The sequence below is a fragment of the Planctomonas deserti genome (genome assembly GCF_003067705.1).
Lineage (GTDB): Bacteria > Actinomycetota > Actinomycetes > Actinomycetales > Microbacteriaceae > Planctomonas > Planctomonas deserti.
On the sequence record NZ_QANL01000002.1, the window covers coordinates 67,436 to 81,823 of the forward strand.

A 14,388-nucleotide genomic window follows, 5' to 3' on the forward strand; every position below is an offset into this window, starting at 1 on the left:
TCAGAATTGCCTAGGCTGTGCGCATGAAGATTTCCGTCATCGGCTGTGGCTACTTGGGAGCGGTGCACGCGGTGTGCATGGCCGAGCTGGGTCACGAGGTCGTGGGTGTGGACGTTGACCCCAACAAGATCGCGATGCTCAACCGCGGTGAGGCCCCGTTCTTCGAGCCCGGTCTCCCGGAGCTGCTCGAGAAGCTCGCCGACATCCGCGCCTCGGGGCGGCTGAGCTTCAGCACGGACATCTCCGCCGCTCGCGGCGCTCAGGTGCACTTCGTCGCGGTGGGCACGCCGCAGAAGAAGGGCAGCAACGCCGCGGACCTCACCTACGTGGACGCCGCCGTCGAGGCGCTCCTTCCCGTGCTGAGCGCCGGCGACATCGTGGTCGGCAAGTCCACCGTGCCGGTCGGCACCGCCGCCCGGCTCGCCCAGCGCGTCGTCGAGGGCGCGCCCGGCGCGATCCTCGCCTGGAACCCCGAGTTCCTGCGCGAGGGCTTCGCGCTCAAGGACACGCTCACGCCCGACCGCCTGGTCTACGGCGTCCCCGCCGGCAGCGACGGCGACGCCGCCGTGGCCGCGCTGGACTCCGTCTACTCCGTCGCGCTCGAGAACGACACGCCGCGCATCGTCACCGACTACGCCACGGCGGAGCTCGTGAAGGTCAGCGCCAACGCCTTCCTCGCGACCAAGATCTCGTTCATCAACGCCATGGCCGAGGTGTGCGAGGCGACGGGCGCCGACGTCACGCAGCTCGCTGACGCGATCGGCCACGATGTGCGCATCGGCCGCCGCTTCCTGAACGCCGGCCTCGGCTTCGGCGGCGGCTGCCTGCCGAAGGACATCCGGGCCTTCATGGCGCGCGCCGACGAGCTCGGCGTCGACCAGGCGCTCAGCTTCCTCAGCGACGTCGACGCGATCAACCTGCGCCGCCGCACCCGCATGGTCGAGCTCGCCCGCGAGGTCGTCGGCGGGGACCTGACCGGTAAGCGCATCGCCGTGCTCGGGCTCGCCTTCAAGCCGAACTCCGACGACGTGCGCGACTCGCCCGCCCTCTCCGTCGCCGCGGAGCTCGCGTCGAGCGGGGCGATCGTCGTCGCGACCGACCCGGAGGCCATCGAGACCTCCCGCGCGCGCAACCACGACCTCCACCTCGTGGAGACCGTCGAGGAGGCCGCCGCGGGCGCGGATGCGGTGCTCATCCTCACCGAGTGGCAGGAGTACCGCGACCTCGACCCGGAGACGCTCGGCGGCATCGTCGGCAACCGCGCCATCCTCGACGGCCGCAACTGCCTCGTTCCCAGCCAGTGGCGCGACGCCGGCTGGACCTACCGGGCGCTCGGCCGGCCGTAGCACCGGGACCCCGCGCCTCCGCGGGCGCCACCCCACCTCCTCCTGCCCAGGCAGCGGGATCCTGCCCAGCTTTTAGCTGCGCGAGATCCTCGTGCCTGGGCAGGAGTCGTATGTGCGGGCGCGGGATCAGCCGTTCGCGGGAGCGGCCAGCGCGTCGTGACCCGCGTCGGGAACGCCGAGGCGGCCGGCGCGACGCTTCTGCCGCCGCGGCGAGTACACCCAGTGCCGGTAGAGCGTGAAGCGGAACAGCGAGCCGAGCAGGAGCCCGATCACGTTGGACGAGATGTTGTCGGCGAGCACGGACGTGAACCCGAGCGCGTAGTGCGACACCCACAGGCAGCCGAGCCCGATGCCCATGCCGAGCAGGCTGACGACGAGGAACTCGACGGCCTCGCGGGCGGTGTTCGAGCTGCGGTGCGGGCCGAAGGTCCAGTAGCGGTTGCCGATCCAGTTGGCCAGGATGGCGACCGTCGTCGACACGACCTTCGCGACCAGCGGTCCCTCGTGCATCGCCTCGGGGCTCAGCACGGTGAGCCGCAGCGCGGTGAAGATGCCGACGTCCAGCACGAAGCCGATGCCCCCGACGAGCCCGAATTTCACGAGTTGCGACATGAGCCGCTGCTGCGCGCTGGTGGGGGCGTTCTGCATGCGGTCGCAATCCGTTTCGTCCATGGGCGAAAATAGGGGGCGGTAGGGAGTCTAATTCCCTCCATTCTGGATAATCCCCCGGCGAGGACCCACCCCCTTGTCGCACGGGCGGGCGAAGGGCATCATGACTCGGACAATCGGCGTTATCGGCGGCGGGCAGCTCGCCCGGATGATGATCCCCGCGGCCATCAACCTCGGGATCGACCTGCGCGTGCTCGCGGAGTCCGAGGGGATGGCGGCCTCCCTCGCGGCCACCCAGGTGGGCGACTACCGCGACCTGGACACGGTGCTGGCGTTCGCCGCCGGGGTCGATGCCATTACGTTCGACCACGAGCACGTGCCCCAGGACGTGCTGCGCGCCCTCGTCGAGTCGGGTGTGTCCGTGCAGCCGGGACCCGACGCGCTCCGCTACGCGCAGGACAAGCTGGTCATGCGCGAGCGCCTCATGGAGCTGGGCGTCCCCGTGCCCGAGTGGGCGGCGGTCCGCTCGGCCGCTGAGCTCGGCGCGTTCCTGCGGGCCAACGGCGGCGCCGCCGTGGTGAAGACCCCGCGGGGCGGCTACGACGGCAAGGGCGTGCGCGTCGTGCGGGACGAGCACGACGCGGACGACTGGTTCGCCGCGCTGCCGGACGGCGACTCCGCCCTCCTCGCCGAGGAGCTCGTGGACTTCCGGCGCGAGCTCGCGCAGTCCGTGGCCCGGCGCCCCTCCGGGGAGATCGTCGCGTGGCCCGTCGTGGAGTCCATCCAGCGCGACGGCGTCTGCGCCGAGGTGATCGCGCCGGCCCCCGGCGCCGCCCTCAGGGCGTCGGCCGTCGCCTCCGACATCGCGTACGCGGTCGCCGAGGGCGTCGGCGTCACCGGCGTGCTCGCCGTCGAGCTCTTCGAGACGCAGGACGACCGCCTGCTCGTGAACGAGCTCGCCATGCGCCCGCACAACACCGGCCACTGGTCCATGGACGGGTCGACGACGAGCCAGTTCGAGCAGCACCTGCGGGCGGTCCTCGACCTGCCGCTCGGGGCCACCGGGGTGCGCGAGCCGTGGTCCGTGATGGTGAACGTGCTCGGCGGGCCGACCGAGGGCGGTCTCGACGACCGCTACCCGCTCGTCTTCGCCGACCAGCCCGCCGTGAAGGTGCACAACTACGGCAAGGAGCCGCGCCCCGGGCGCAAGGTGGGGCACGTGACGGCCGTCGGCGCCGACCTCGACGAGGTCGTGTACCAGGCGCGCGCCGCAGCCGCCTTCTTCCAGGACTGAGACTTAGCATGGTCCGCATGCCCGAAACCCCGATTACGCATGCCCGGACGCAGGACGGAGCGGCCGCACCCGAGGCCGAGGCTCCCCAGGTCGGCGTCGTCATGGGCTCAGACTCCGACTGGAACGTCATGACCGACGCCGCGGCGGCCCTCGCCGAGTTCGGCGTTCCGTACGAGGTCGAGGTCGTCTCCGCCCACCGGACCCCTGACAAAATGATCGACTACGGACGCCGCGCCCACGAGCGAGGCATCCGCGTGATCATCGCGGGCGCCGGGGGAGCGGCCCACCTTCCCGGCATGCTTGCCTCCGTCACGACGCTGCCCGTCATCGGGGTGCCCGTGCCGCTCGCGCGGCTGGACGGCCTCGACTCCCTCCTCTCCATCGTGCAGATGCCCGCGGGGGTGCCCGTCGCGACCGTCTCCATCGGTGGCGCGCGCAACGCCGGCATCCTCGCGACGAAGATCCTGGCGACCGCCCGGCCCGAACTCACCCAGCGTCTCGCCGACCACGCGAGCGGCCTCGCCGAGCTCGTCGAGCAGAAGAACGCCGCCCTCAAGGCCAGGCTGTAGCCCTCTCCGTATGACCTCGACGACTCCCCTTCGCAACCCGGACACCCGATCCGCCGACCTGATGACCAGGCGCGGCTGGTGGCTGGTCGGCATGAACGTCCTCATCCCCGGCTCGGCGCAGGTGCTCGCCGGCAGCCGGCGGCTCGGCCGGTTCGGCCTCGGGGCGACCCTCTTGCTCTGGCTGTTCGCGGTCGCGGCCGTCGTCGCGTACTTCGTCGCCCCGCAGCTCCTCTTCTCCACCGTGACCATGGGCGTCCCGCTCGTCGTGCTCCAGGTGCTCCTGATCGCCTACGCGGCGCTCTGGATCGTGCTCACGGTCGACACCATCCGGCTCGCCCGGCTCGTGCGCACGAGACCGTCCGCGAGGCCCGTCATCGCCGGGCTCGCCGTCCTGCTCCTCGTCTTCACGGCCGGAACGGCGAGCTACGCGGCGTACCTGACCGGGGTGCAGGCGGGCTTCGTCGGCGGCATCTTCGGCAACGGCGCCAGCGCCGATGCTGTCGACGGCCGCTACAACATCCTGCTGCTCGGCGGCGACGCCGGCGTGGACCGCGAGGGCCTTCGACCGGACAGCATCACCGTGGTGAGCGTCGAGGCGGCGACCGGCAAGGCCACCATGATCGGCCTGCCCCGCAACCTCGAGGACGTGCCGTTCTCGGACGGGTCACCGATGCAGGCGCTCTACCCGGACGGGTACCGCCGCTGCGCCGTCGATGTCTGCCTGCTCAACTCCATCTACACGGAGGTCGAGCTGTACGGCACAGACCTCTACCCGGACGCCGTGGAGCAGCGCAGCGAGCCCGGCATCGAGGCCATGCGCGACGCGGCCGAGGGCGTCACCGGCCTCACGATCCAGTACTACGCGCTCATCGACATGCAGGGCTTCTCCGACCTCATCGACGCGCTCGGCGGGGTGACCATCGACGTGAAGCAGCGGCAGCCCATCGGCGGCCAGGAGGACGCGAACGGCAACCCGATCAACGTCGACGGCTGGGTGGAGCCCGGCCTGCAGACGCTCGACGGCTACCACGCGCTCTGGTACGCCCGCGCCCGCCACGGCTCGAACGACTACGACCGCATGGCCCGCCAGCGCGAGGTGCAGCAGGCGATCCTCAAGCAGTTCGAGCCGTTCAACGTGCTCACCAAGTTCCAGGCGGTCGCCGACGCGGGCACCCAGGTCGTCAAGACCGATATCCCGCAGTCCGCGCTCGGCTACTTCGCGCAGCTGGCGCTCAAGGCGCGCAGCGAGCCGATCACGGACCTCGAGATCGTGCCGCCGCTCATCGACCCCGCCGCGCCGGACTTCGACCTCATCCACACCACCATCGCCGACGCGACCGCGCCCGCGGGCCGGACGGGCTCCACCGCGAGCGACTGACCGGCGGTCGGGGAGCGCCCCGCGCTCTGCCAGGATTCTCGTATGGCTGCATCGTGGGAGGACCGCATCGCGTCGTTCTGGGAGTCCGCGGACGACCAGAGTCCCGACCTGATGCTGTCCGAGATGAAGGACCTGGTGGACGAGCGTCCCCAGGCCGATCCCATCGCGGTCTACGAGTGGGCCGCGGTGCACGACTTCCTGGGCCGCGAGGCGGCGGCCGTGCCGCTGTACCGCCTCGCGCTCGACGCCGGCCTGACCGGACCCCGGCGCCCGCAGGCCGTGATCCAGCTCGCGAGCTCACTCCGGAACATCGGCGAGCCGGCGGCGGCGGTCGACCTGCTCATCGAGCTGTTCGACGACGAGGACGCGGCCCTGACCGGCGCGGCGGCACACGCGTTCCTCGCCCTGGCGCTGCACGACCTCGGTCGCACGGACGAGGCGCTGCGCGTGGCGCTCAAGGCTCTGGCCCCCACCCTGCCGCTCTACGGGCGCTCGGTGTCCGCGTACGCCGACGACCTGGTCCGCCCCCGCACCGCCGACTGACGGCGGGTCCGGCGCGCACGGCGCCCGTGTGCCGCCGGCGGCGTGTGCCGCCCGCGCCGGGGATCCGGCTCGGGCTCAGAGGTCGGCGTGCAGCTGCCAGACCCGCTCGGCGGAGTCGCGCCAGCTGAACGCGCGGGCGCGGTCGGTTCCCGCGATGCTGAGCCGCTCGCGCAGGCCGCGGTCGTCGAGCACCCTGCCGATGGCCTCGGCGAGCCGATCGGGGTAGCCGGCGGCGTCCTCGCGCTCCACGACGACGCCGGCCGCGGCGGCCACCTCGACGAGGGCGGGCGCGTCCGAGTGCACGACCGCCGTGCCGAAGGAGAAGGCCTCGATCATGGGGAGGCCGAAGCCCTCGGTCAGGGGCGGGTAGACGAACACGGTCGCCCGCATCAGCACGAGCGCGAGGTCGCTGTCGGACAGGAAGCCGAGGCTGCGGACGCGCTCCGGCGAGACCCCCGCCTCCGCTGCGACCCGCGCCAGGTCCTGGTCCCGCCAGCCCTGCGGCCCGATGACGAGCAGGGGAAGGTCGCGCGTCTCCGGCCGGGCGAGCGCCCGGATGAGCGGGGCGAGTCCCTCACTCGGCTGCAGGGTGCCCGACGTCAGGAGGAAGTAGGGCGGCAGGCCGAGCGCTGCGGCCCGGGCATCCGGGTCGGCGGGGGGCACGATCGCGGAGCCGACCGCCCCGCCGATCACCCGCAGGCGGTCGCCGAAGTCGAGGTACTCGGTGAGCTGCTCCGCGACGGCATGCGTCGGCACCACGACGGCGTCGGCGTGGCGCCGCGCGCGCTTCGCCATGGCCCGGTGCCAGCGCACGTCCTGCGGCCGCAGGGTGTCGGGATGGGTCCAGGGGGCGACGTCGTGGATGGTCGCGACGACCTGCATGCCGTCGTTCACCCGGTCGTGACCGCGCAGCGGCGCCAGCAGGCTGGGTGCGTGGATCATGCCGCCGACGGCCGTCAGGCCGAGCTGCCAGGCGCGGGAGAGCTCCCGGCGCGCGAGTGGCGCAACGTACAGTCCGCCGAGCCCGGGCAGCCGCCGTCGCAGGTCGTCCTGCACCGAAGGCGGCAACGCGGACACGATGCCCTCGACCTCGCAGTCCCGGGGTGCGGTCACGATCAGCTGCCGGGTGAGATCCTCCGTGTACCGGCCGACGACGCCCGGCACGGGGGCGACCATCTGGTCAACGATCACGCGGAGGGTCGTCGTCACGTAGCGCAACTCCTGGGTCGGCCGCCCCGGTGGGGGGAGGGAGGCACGATTCCCGGGCGCTGTCGCGCCCGCGAATCGGGGGCGCTCCCAGCGTAGACCGCGCCCCCCGCGAGGCTCAGGAGCCCCGCGGGCGCGGCGTCGCGAAAGGCGCAACCGCACGGCGGGGAGGCGGACGGCGGGGAGGCGGCCGAGCGGAAGAACCGTCGACTTGCCGGGAAGGCGCCTAGGCGAACACGCCGCTGCGCACCGCGTCCGCGAGGGCGTCCTTCCAGTCGCGCATCGGGGCGAGGCCCGCGCGCTCCCAGCCGGAGTGGCCGAGCACCGAGAAGGCGGGACGCGGCGCCGGGCGCTGGAAGGTGGAGCTGTCCGTCGGCTTCACCCGGTCGGGGTCGAGGCCGTTCGCGAGGAAGACGGCCTGCGCGAAGTCGAACCAGCTGGCCCGGCCGGAGTTCGTGCCGTGGTAGACGCCGGCGGGTGCGCCCGCGTCGAGCATCGCCACGATCTGCGCGGCGAGGTCCGCGGTCCAGGTCGGCTGGCCGTACTGGTCGTTCACGACGCTCACGACCTCGCGGTCCGCCGCGAGCCGGAGCATGGTGCGCGGGAAGTTCGGTCCGTTGGCGCCGTAGAGCCAGGCGGTGCGCACGATGTAGGTGCGGCCGGGGTTGTTCTGCAGGGCGAGACGCTCGCCCTCGGCCTTCGTGCGTCCGTACGCCGAGATCGGGTCGTGCTGCTCGTCCTCGGAGTACGGGCTCGTGGCCCGGCCGTTGAAGACGTAGTCCGTGGAGACCTGCACGAGCGCGGCACCGGTCTCCGCCGCTGCGGCGGCGAGCACGGCGGCGCCGGTCGCGTTCACCGCGTAGGCCTCGTCCTCGTGCGTCTCGGCGTCGTCGACCCTGGTGTACGCCGCGGCGTTGATGATCACGTCGTGACCCGCCACGGCCGCGCGCACGGCGTCGGCGTCCGTCACGTCGAGGTCGGCGCGGCCGAGGGCCGTCACCGGCCTCCCCGAGAGCACGGACTGCAGGTCGGCGCCGAGCATGCCGGTCGCGCCGGTGATGAGATACGTCATGGGGATGGCCGTGCTCACTGCGAGAGCGCGGCGCGCTCCTTCAGCGGCTTCCACCACTGCTCGTTGTCGCGGTACCACTGCACGACCTCGGCGAGACCGGTGGCGAACGGCACCTGCGGGGCGTAGCCGAGCTCGGCGCTGATCTTCGCGATGTCGACGGAGTAGCGGAGGTCGTGGCCCTTGCGGTCCTCTACCCGGTCGACGACGGACCAGTCTTGGCCGAACTCGTCGAGCAGCAGCTGGGTGATCTCGACGTTGGTCAGCTCGGTTCCCCCGCCGATGTTGTAGATCTCGCCGGCGAGGCCCTTGACCAGCACGAGGGCGATGCCACGGCAGTGGTCGTCGACGTGCAGCCAGTCGCGCACGTTCTCGCCCTTGCCGTACAGCGGCACGTGCTTGCCCTCGATGAGGTTCGTGACGAAGAGGGGGATGAGCTTCTCGGGGAAGTGGTACGGCCCGTAGTTGTTCGAGCAGCGCGTGATCGACACGTTGAGACCGTGCGTGCGGTGGTAGCTGCGGGCGAGGAGGTCGCTGCCGGCCTTCGAGGCCGAGTACGGGGAGTTCGGCTCGAGGATGTGCTCCTCGGTCCACGACCCCTCCGTGATGGAGCCGTACACCTCGTCCGTCGACACGTGCACGAAGCGCTCGACCCCGTTGCGCAGCGCGGCGTCCAGCAGCTTCTGGGTGCCGAGCACGTTGGTCTCCACGAAGATGCTGGCGTCGCGCACCGAGCGGTCGACGTGGCTCTCCGCCGCGAAGTGCACGACGGCGTCGACCGTCGGCATCAGCTCGTCGAGCACGCCCTCGTGGCGGATGTCGCCGTGCACGAAGCGGAAGCGCGGGGAGGAGGAGACCGGGGCGAGGTTCGCCGGGTTGCCGGAGTAGGTCAGGGCGTCGAGAACGACGACCTCCACGCCCTCCAGGCCGGGGTAGTCGTCGTTCAGTGCGTGCCGTACGAAGTTGGAGCCGATGAAGCCGGCGCCGCCGGTGACGAGAATTTTCACGAAAGACGATTCCTCTGGTATTCGCTGTGCCGGATCGAGAGACCATCCTAGGGTGTCGCCCGCCCGTGGCCCCGCCGCGCGGGGGCGGGCGTCGGTCCCGGGAGGAAGGGGATGGGTAGACTTCCCGGGTGCAGATCCGCGAACTGGCCATCCCCGACAGCTACGAGGTGACCCCCGTGCAGCGGGCGGACGATCGGGGACTCTTCCTCGAGTGGTACCGCTTCGATCTGCTCGAGGAGCGCATCGGGCACCCGCTGACCCTCCGCCAGGCGAACACCTCGGTGTCGAAGCGGGGTGTGGTGCGCGGCATCCACTTCGCCGACGTGCCGGTGGGCCAGGCGAAGTACGTCACCGTGACCCACGGCGCCGTGCTCGACTACATCGTCGACATCCGGGTCGGCTCGCCGACCTTCGGCCAGTGGGACAGCGTGCTGCTCGACGACGTCGACCGCCGCGCCGCCTACCTCTCCGAGGGCCTGGGCCACGCGTTCGTCGCGCTCACCGAGGACGCCACCGTGAGCTACCTGGTCAGCGACGTGTACCGCCCGCAGGCCGAGCACGGCATCACCCCGCTCGACCCCGCCGTCGGCCTGACCTTCCCGGCCGAGGCGGGAGAGCCGCTGCTCTCCCCGAAGGACCTGGAGGCGCCGACCCTCGAGGAGGCGGAGCGCCAGGGGCTGCTGCCCTCCTGGGAGGCCGTCCGCGCCTTCTACGCGTCGCTCGGCGAGAAGGTGTCCCGCTGATGCGCGGCATCATCCTGGCCGGGGGATCCGGCACGCGGCTCTGGCCGATCACGAAGGGCATCTCGAAGCAGCTGATGCCCATCTACGACAAGCCGATGATCTACTACCCCCTCTCGACGCTCATGATGGCGGGCATCCGCGAGGTGCTCATCATCACGACCCCCGAGTACAACTCGCAGTTCCAGGCGCTGCTGGGCGACGGATCCGACCTCGGCATGGTCATCGAGTACGCCGTGCAACCGTCCCCGGACGGCCTCGCGCAGGCCTTCATCATCGGCGAGGAGTTCATCGGCGACGAGTCGGTCGCCCTCGTGCTCGGCGACAACATCTTCCACGGGGCCGGCCTCGGCACCTCGCTGCGCTCGAACGCGGACATCGAGGGCGCGCGCATCTTCGCGTACCACGTCGCCGAGCCGCGGGCCTACGGGGTCGTCGAGTTCGACGACGACTTCACCGCGGTCTCCATCGAGGAGAAGCCGGAGCACCCGAAGAGCAACTACGCCGTACCCGGCCTCTACTTCTACGACAACACCGTCGTCGAGGTGGCGAAGTCGGTGAAGCCGAGCGCCCGCGGCGAGCTCGAGATCACCGCGGTCAACGACCACTACCTGTCGCAGGGCACGCTCAAGGTTCAGGTGCTCGACCGCGGCACCGCGTGGCTGGACACCGGCACGTTCGAGAGCATGATGCAGGCGTCCGAGTACGTGCGCGTCATCGAGGACCGCCAGGGCCACAAGATCGGCTGCATCGAGGAGATCGCGTTCCGCGCGGGCTGGATCGACAAGGAGCAGCTGCTTGCCCTGGCGAAGCCGCTGGTGAAGAGCGGCTACGGCACCTACCTCCTGCAGCTCGCGTCCTAGTCCCGCCCCTGCGGGGGGTGTGCGTGCGGCCAGCGACGCAATTCAGCAGAACGAACGCAATTCAGCAGAACACGACCGACACGCCGCCGCGGAGGCCCCGCAAGCGGCGTGTCGTCCTGATCCTGCTGAGTTGCGTCGCCGGGTCTGCTGAGTTGCGGCAGATCTGCTGAGTTGCGTTGAGCCCACCCGGCACCGGTGTCCTGCCGGCACCAGCACGGTCCCTGAGCTTGTCGAAGGGACGCTCGCAGCGCCGGTTCCGTCCCTTCGACGAGCTCAGGGACCGTGGGGCGCGTCCGTCGGCGGGTTAGCGGTTTCGGACCTCCGGCAGCCCTCAGGGACCGTATGCGCCGAGCGCTGCGCGGCGCCTACGGGCTCGCGGAGGGCCCTATAGGGCGCCCTCCTGCATCGCGGTGCGGAGGGCCGTCATGACGTTGTTGATGCCCGCGGGGAGGGGCAGCAGGTCTCGGTGGTCGAGGTCGGGCCAGACGACCGAGCGGAGCCGGAGGTCCACTGCCTGGTAATTGGCGACGGGGGAGGAGCCGAGCATCACGTTCGGGCGGGCCTTCGCGATCGCGCGGAGCAGCCCGAGCAGGGTCGCGATGGTCACCGGCTGGTGCGAGGCGAGGATCTTCACGACGGTCGTGCCGGGCGCGCAGTGCTCGAGCCGCTGCACCGCGTCGGCGATGAGGGCGGCGCAGTCGTCCGCGTAGATGTAGTCGCGCACGGTCTCGAGCGGCACGTAGATGGATGCGGGGTTGGGCGTCAGCTGCGCCTTGGCGAGGTGGCTGATGAGTCCCTGCGCCTTCTGCAGCGATTGCGCCGGACCGTAGATGTTCGCGATGCGGCCGATCAGGGCGCGCGCGCCCGTCTCCTCGGCGAAGCCCGTCACCAGCGCCTCCGCCCGCAGCTTCGCGTGCCCGTAGGGGGCGAGCGGCGACGGTGCGGTCTCCTCGGTGAAGGGCGGCGCGGCCGAGCCGGCGTAGACGCCGCCCGCGGAGGAGGCGTAGAAGATCGAGCCGACGGCGCGCCCGGCGGGGCCGTGCTCCCGGAGCACGCGGAGGACGGTCGCCAGCTGGCCGAGCTCCCGCTCGAGCTGCTCCTCGGTGCTCCCCGTGACGGCGGCGCCCGCGCACCAGGCGACGAGCCACTCCGCGCCGCGGTCCGTGCGCTCCCGGAGCGCGCTCGCCGCACGCCGGGCTGCGGCCTCGAACTCCTCCTGCTCGGCGGCCCACGGCAGCGGGTCGGCGGTCAGCAGGTCGTGGCCGGCGGATGCGGCGAACGCCCGGGAGACCGCGCGGCCGAGCTGGCCGCGCGCCCCGACCACCCACACCGCGACGGTCATGGGCGGTACGGCGGACGCCCGAGCGGTCCGTCGTGCGGGTCGCGCACGATGAGGTACGGCGGGCGGCCCTGCGCGGTGCTCACGGCCACCCCGATGTACTCGGCGATGATGCCGAGCGAGAAGAGGATCGCACCGGAGCTGACGAGCACGGCCACGATGGTCGACGCCCAGCCCTCGGGCACGTCGTTCTGCGTGAAGCGCCCGATGAAGATGATGACCGTCACGACGATCGCGAGCACGAAGAACAGCACGCCGATGGCGCTCACGACCCGCAGGCCGCGCGTGCCGCTGGAGAGCACCATGCGCCAGAAGTGCGAGAACAGCCGGCGGGCGGAGTAGCCGCTGGTGCGGTCGCCCTCGTCGCGCAGCCGCACGTCGCACTGGCTCGCGCCCTTCGCCACCCAGCCGAGGGCGAGGTCGAGGTAGACGCCGGATCCCGCGTACGCGGCGACGCTCCGCGCGACGCTGCCCAGCAGGAAGCGGTAGCTCTGGTACTGGCTCGCGTTGGCGGAGGAGAGCTGGTTGAGGATCCACTTCGCCCCGCGGGAGGCGGTGTTGCGCAGGAACCCGTGCGACGGCGCGTTCGTGGGCCTGGCGTAGACGATGGACGCCTGGTCGGCCATGGCGACGTCGAGCATGTCGCCGATGTAGGCCGGATCGTGCTGCCCGTCCTCGTCGAGGGTGACCACCCAGTCGCCACCGGTGGATGCCATGCCCGCGAGGGTCGCGGCGTGCTGGCCGAAGTTCTTGCTGAGCCAGATGGCGCGCACGAAGTCGTACTCGCCCTCGAGCCGGCGCAGCACGGATGCGGAGTCGTCCGGGCCGTTGTCGTGCACGAGCAGCACCTCGGTGACGGCGAAGCTGTGGCCGCCCGGGGTGAGCCTCGGGGTCGTGAGCGCCTCGATCTCCCGCATCAGCGCGGGCAGGGTCTTCTCGCCCTGGTAGACGGGAACGACGACGGAGACGCTGTGATCGGCGCGCTCGACGGAGGCGAGGGGCGCACCCTGGCGCCCGTCGTCCGCATTCCAGGGGCGGCTCACGCCGCGACCCCGCGCGACATGCGCTGCTTCAGGTAGATGTAGGCGAGCCTGCGGGCGGCGGCCATGGCCCGGGCGCGGGCGTTGCCGACGAGCACGTCGGCGCGGCTCACCACCTCCGGGTGGGTCTCGTGCATCCAGCGGTGGAAGCCGGCCGCGGCCTCGCTCTGCTGCTTGGCCAGGCGCACGCTCCACTGGCTGTCCGAGATGCGGAAGCCCGCGAGCGCCTTCGTCCCGACGCCCACGAACGAACCGCGCAGGGCGACGCGGGAGCTCGTGGTCTGGTCGATGAGGTAGGGCCAGCGGGAGTCCCACCAGCCCTCCGCCTCGAGGTCGGCGCGGCGCATCAGCACGCAACCGGGCTCGCCGAACAGGTTGGTGCCGGCGCGCACGCTGGCGCGGACGATCTCGGCGCCCAGGTGGGTGCCCACCTTGCCGCCGAGACCGCGGTCCTTGATGACCGGCCGGCTGTTCGCGTCGACGATGTCGCGGGGCGACGCCGCGATGGTGGCGTCCGGGTTGGCGTCGAGGGCCTCGACCTGGAGGCGCAGGATCTCCGGGTAGAGCAGATCATCGCCGCAGACGAGCTTCAGATAGGTGCCGCGCGCGGCCTGGCTCACCCGGTTCCAGTTGCGCAGCGCACCGCCGCCCGCCTCCGTGGTGAGCAGGGTGAAGCGCGGGTCGGACTCGTAGCGGCGCATCACCTCGGCCGTGCCGTCGGTCGACGAGTGGTCGGAGACGACCACCTCGAAGTCCGTGTATGTCTGGGCGAGCACGGAGTCGATGGTCTCCTGCAGATAGTCGGCGTTGTTGTATGCCGGTATCACTATGGAGACGCGGGGTACCGGGTCGGTCATGAGCCGGATCCTTTCGGGTCGGCGACGGTGTCCGCGGTGGCCGCGGCCGCCGGGCGGCGAAACGAGAAGCCCTTGTGCCCCACGAAGCTCATGAGCGCGGTCACGAACACGATGAGGGCCTGGGCGGGAATGACGGGGAGGCCGACGATCTCGACGAGCAGCGGCAGAAGGAGGAAGTTGACGCCGAGCGAGGCGAGGTAGACCAGCTCGAACCGGGCGAGGTCGCGGAAGAAGTGGCCCTGCACGCGGAAGACGAAGCGGCGGTAGAGGAAGAACGCGCACAGCACGGCGCAGACGTGCGCGCAGGCGAGCGTCGCGAAGTAGCCGAAGCGCACCCCGACGGTCAGCTCGAAGAACACGAAGAGCAGGAAGCCGATGGCGGTGTTGGCGCCGCCGACGAGCAGGAACGCAACCTTCTGGTTCTTGACGATGCGGAGCAGCGGCCCCGCCGCTCCGGTCATGCCCGCGGGCGGCGCCGGGATGCCGGTGGCGTCGTCGTCCGCTGTCATCTGTCCTGCATTCCTCGTC

General features: G+C 71.4%; 15 protein-coding genes. 7 read left to right on the top strand and 8 right to left on the bottom strand.

Going from position 1 to position 14,388, the window contains the following annotated elements; all coding sequences use genetic code 11:
- The first annotated feature begins 23 nt into the window (after positions 1–23).
- A complete protein-coding gene (locus DAI20_RS06705; RefSeq protein ID WP_108250537.1) occupies positions 24–1,346 on the top strand; it encodes a UDP-glucose dehydrogenase family protein in 1,323 nt (440 codons plus the stop codon).
- Positions 1,347–1,472: 126 nt separating this feature from the next.
- On the opposite strand, the gene DAI20_RS06710 is transcribed toward DAI20_RS06705, so the two are convergent.
- Positions 1,473–2,018 carry a GtrA family protein gene (locus DAI20_RS06710; RefSeq protein ID WP_240605950.1) on the bottom strand — a complete coding sequence of 182 codons (546 nt, stop codon included), beginning with the start codon at positions 2,016–2,018 and terminating at the stop codon, positions 1,473–1,475.
- Positions 2,019–2,118: 100 nt separating this feature from the next.
- Here DAI20_RS06710 and DAI20_RS06715 point away from each other — a divergent pair, with 100 nt between their 5' ends.
- Genes DAI20_RS06715 through DAI20_RS06730 form a run of 4 tightly spaced genes read left to right on the top strand, consistent with a single transcriptional unit; the run spans position 2,119 to position 5,739 of the window.
- A complete protein-coding gene (locus DAI20_RS06715) occupies positions 2,119–3,249 on the top strand; it encodes a 5-(carboxyamino)imidazole ribonucleotide synthase (protein ID WP_108250539.1) in 1,131 nt (376 codons plus the stop codon).
- A gap of 17 nt (positions 3,250–3,266) precedes the next feature.
- Positions 3,267–3,818 (top strand): 5-(carboxyamino)imidazole ribonucleotide mutase, encoded by a 552-nt coding sequence (purE, locus tag DAI20_RS06720; RefSeq protein ID WP_108250540.1) that lies wholly within the window; start codon positions 3,267–3,269, stop codon positions 3,816–3,818.
- A 10-nt stretch (positions 3,819–3,828) separates the two neighbouring features.
- Positions 3,829–5,196 (top strand): LCP family protein, encoded by a 1,368-nt coding sequence (locus tag DAI20_RS06725; RefSeq protein ID WP_108249838.1) that lies wholly within the window; start codon positions 3,829–3,831, stop codon positions 5,194–5,196.
- Positions 5,197–5,238: 42 nt separating this feature from the next.
- Positions 5,239–5,739 (top strand): tetratricopeptide repeat protein, encoded by a 501-nt coding sequence (locus DAI20_RS06730; RefSeq protein WP_240605951.1) that lies wholly within the window; start codon positions 5,239–5,241, stop codon positions 5,737–5,739.
- Positions 5,740–5,814: 75 nt separating this feature from the next.
- Here the strand turns inward: DAI20_RS06730 and DAI20_RS06735 are convergent, their stop codons facing one another.
- The 3 genes from DAI20_RS06735 to rfbB form a co-directional block, all read right to left on the bottom strand.
- The gene (locus DAI20_RS06735; protein WP_240605952.1) at positions 5,815–6,948 is read right to left on the bottom strand and encodes a glycosyltransferase family 4 protein; all 1,134 of its coding nucleotides are present in this window, start codon (positions 6,946–6,948) and stop codon (positions 5,815–5,817) included.
- A gap of 223 nt (positions 6,949–7,171) precedes the next feature.
- On the bottom strand, positions 7,172–8,017 hold the full coding sequence (gene rfbD / locus DAI20_RS06740) for a dTDP-4-dehydrorhamnose reductase (RefSeq protein WP_108250543.1): 846 nt from the start codon (positions 8,015–8,017) through the stop codon (positions 7,172–7,174).
- A gap of 14 nt (positions 8,018–8,031) precedes the next feature.
- Positions 8,032–9,021 (bottom strand): dTDP-glucose 4,6-dehydratase, encoded by a 990-nt coding sequence (gene rfbB, locus DAI20_RS06745; protein ID WP_108249839.1) that lies wholly within the window; start codon positions 9,019–9,021, stop codon positions 8,032–8,034.
- A 128-nt stretch (positions 9,022–9,149) separates the two neighbouring features.
- On the opposite strand from rfbB, the gene DAI20_RS06750 reads away from it, so the two are divergent.
- Positions 9,150–9,764: a dTDP-4-dehydrorhamnose 3,5-epimerase family protein gene (locus DAI20_RS06750; protein WP_108249840.1), complete on the top strand. Its 615-nt coding sequence runs from the start codon at positions 9,150–9,152 to the stop codon at positions 9,762–9,764.
- Positions 9,764–10,624, top strand: coding sequence for a glucose-1-phosphate thymidylyltransferase RfbA (gene rfbA / locus DAI20_RS06755; protein WP_108249841.1), 861 nt, complete (start codon positions 9,764–9,766; stop codon positions 10,622–10,624). Before DAI20_RS06750 ends, rfbA begins: the two co-directional genes overlap by 1 nt.
- A 385-nt stretch (positions 10,625–11,009) precedes the next feature.
- On the opposite strand, the gene DAI20_RS06760 is transcribed toward rfbA, so the two are convergent.
- From DAI20_RS06760 to DAI20_RS06775, 4 genes are read right to left on the bottom strand one after another with little or no spacing between them, the layout of a single operon-like run.
- Complete coding sequence (locus DAI20_RS06760) at positions 11,010–11,966, bottom strand: NAD-dependent epimerase/dehydratase family protein (protein ID WP_108249842.1); 957 nt, start codon at positions 11,964–11,966, stop codon at positions 11,010–11,012.
- Positions 11,963–13,006 (bottom strand): glycosyltransferase, encoded by a 1,044-nt coding sequence (locus DAI20_RS06765; RefSeq protein WP_108249843.1) that lies wholly within the window; start codon positions 13,004–13,006, stop codon positions 11,963–11,965. Before DAI20_RS06765 ends, DAI20_RS06760 begins: the two co-directional genes overlap by 4 nt.
- A complete protein-coding gene (locus tag DAI20_RS06770) occupies positions 13,003–13,860 on the bottom strand; it encodes a glycosyltransferase family 2 protein (protein WP_108249844.1) in 858 nt (285 codons plus the stop codon). Before DAI20_RS06770 ends, DAI20_RS06765 begins: the two co-directional genes overlap by 4 nt.
- Entirely contained in the window at positions 13,857–14,369 is a 513-nt protein-coding gene (locus DAI20_RS06775; protein ID WP_240605953.1) for a GtrA family protein, read from the bottom strand. Before DAI20_RS06775 ends, DAI20_RS06770 begins: the two co-directional genes overlap by 4 nt.
- Positions 14,370–14,388: the final 19 nt, after the last annotated feature.

What these genes read in the sequence shown, in the direction of transcription:
- DAI20_RS06775 (WP_240605953.1), bottom strand. Translation starts at nt 14,369, where the DNA reads ATGACAGCGGACGACGACGCCACCGGCATCCCGGCGCCGCCCGCGGGC.
- DAI20_RS06710 (WP_240605950.1), bottom strand. Translation starts at nt 2,018, where the DNA reads ATGGACGAAACGGATTGCGACCGCATGCAGAACGCCCCCACCAGCGCG.
- DAI20_RS06715 (WP_108250539.1), top strand. Translation starts at nt 2,119, where the DNA reads ATGACTCGGACAATCGGCGTTATCGGCGGCGGGCAGCTCGCCCGGATG.
- purE (WP_108250540.1), top strand. Translation starts at nt 3,267, where the DNA reads ATGCCCGAAACCCCGATTACGCATGCCCGGACGCAGGACGGAGCGGCC.
- rfbD (WP_108250543.1), bottom strand. Translation starts at nt 8,017, where the DNA reads ATGACGTATCTCATCACCGGCGCGACCGGCATGCTCGGCGCCGACCTG.
- DAI20_RS06705 (WP_108250537.1), top strand. Translation starts at nt 24, where the DNA reads ATGAAGATTTCCGTCATCGGCTGTGGCTACTTGGGAGCGGTGCACGCG.
- DAI20_RS06725 (WP_108249838.1), top strand. Translation starts at nt 3,829, where the DNA reads ATGACCTCGACGACTCCCCTTCGCAACCCGGACACCCGATCCGCCGAC.
- DAI20_RS06760 (WP_108249842.1), bottom strand. Translation starts at nt 11,966, where the DNA reads ATGACCGTCGCGGTGTGGGTGGTCGGGGCGCGCGGCCAGCTCGGCCGC.
- DAI20_RS06770 (WP_108249844.1), bottom strand. Translation starts at nt 13,860, where the DNA reads ATGACCGACCCGGTACCCCGCGTCTCCATAGTGATACCGGCATACAAC.
- rfbA (WP_108249841.1), top strand. Translation starts at nt 9,764, where the DNA reads ATGCGCGGCATCATCCTGGCCGGGGGATCCGGCACGCGGCTCTGGCCG.
- DAI20_RS06730 (WP_240605951.1), top strand. Translation starts at nt 5,239, where the DNA reads ATGGCTGCATCGTGGGAGGACCGCATCGCGTCGTTCTGGGAGTCCGCG.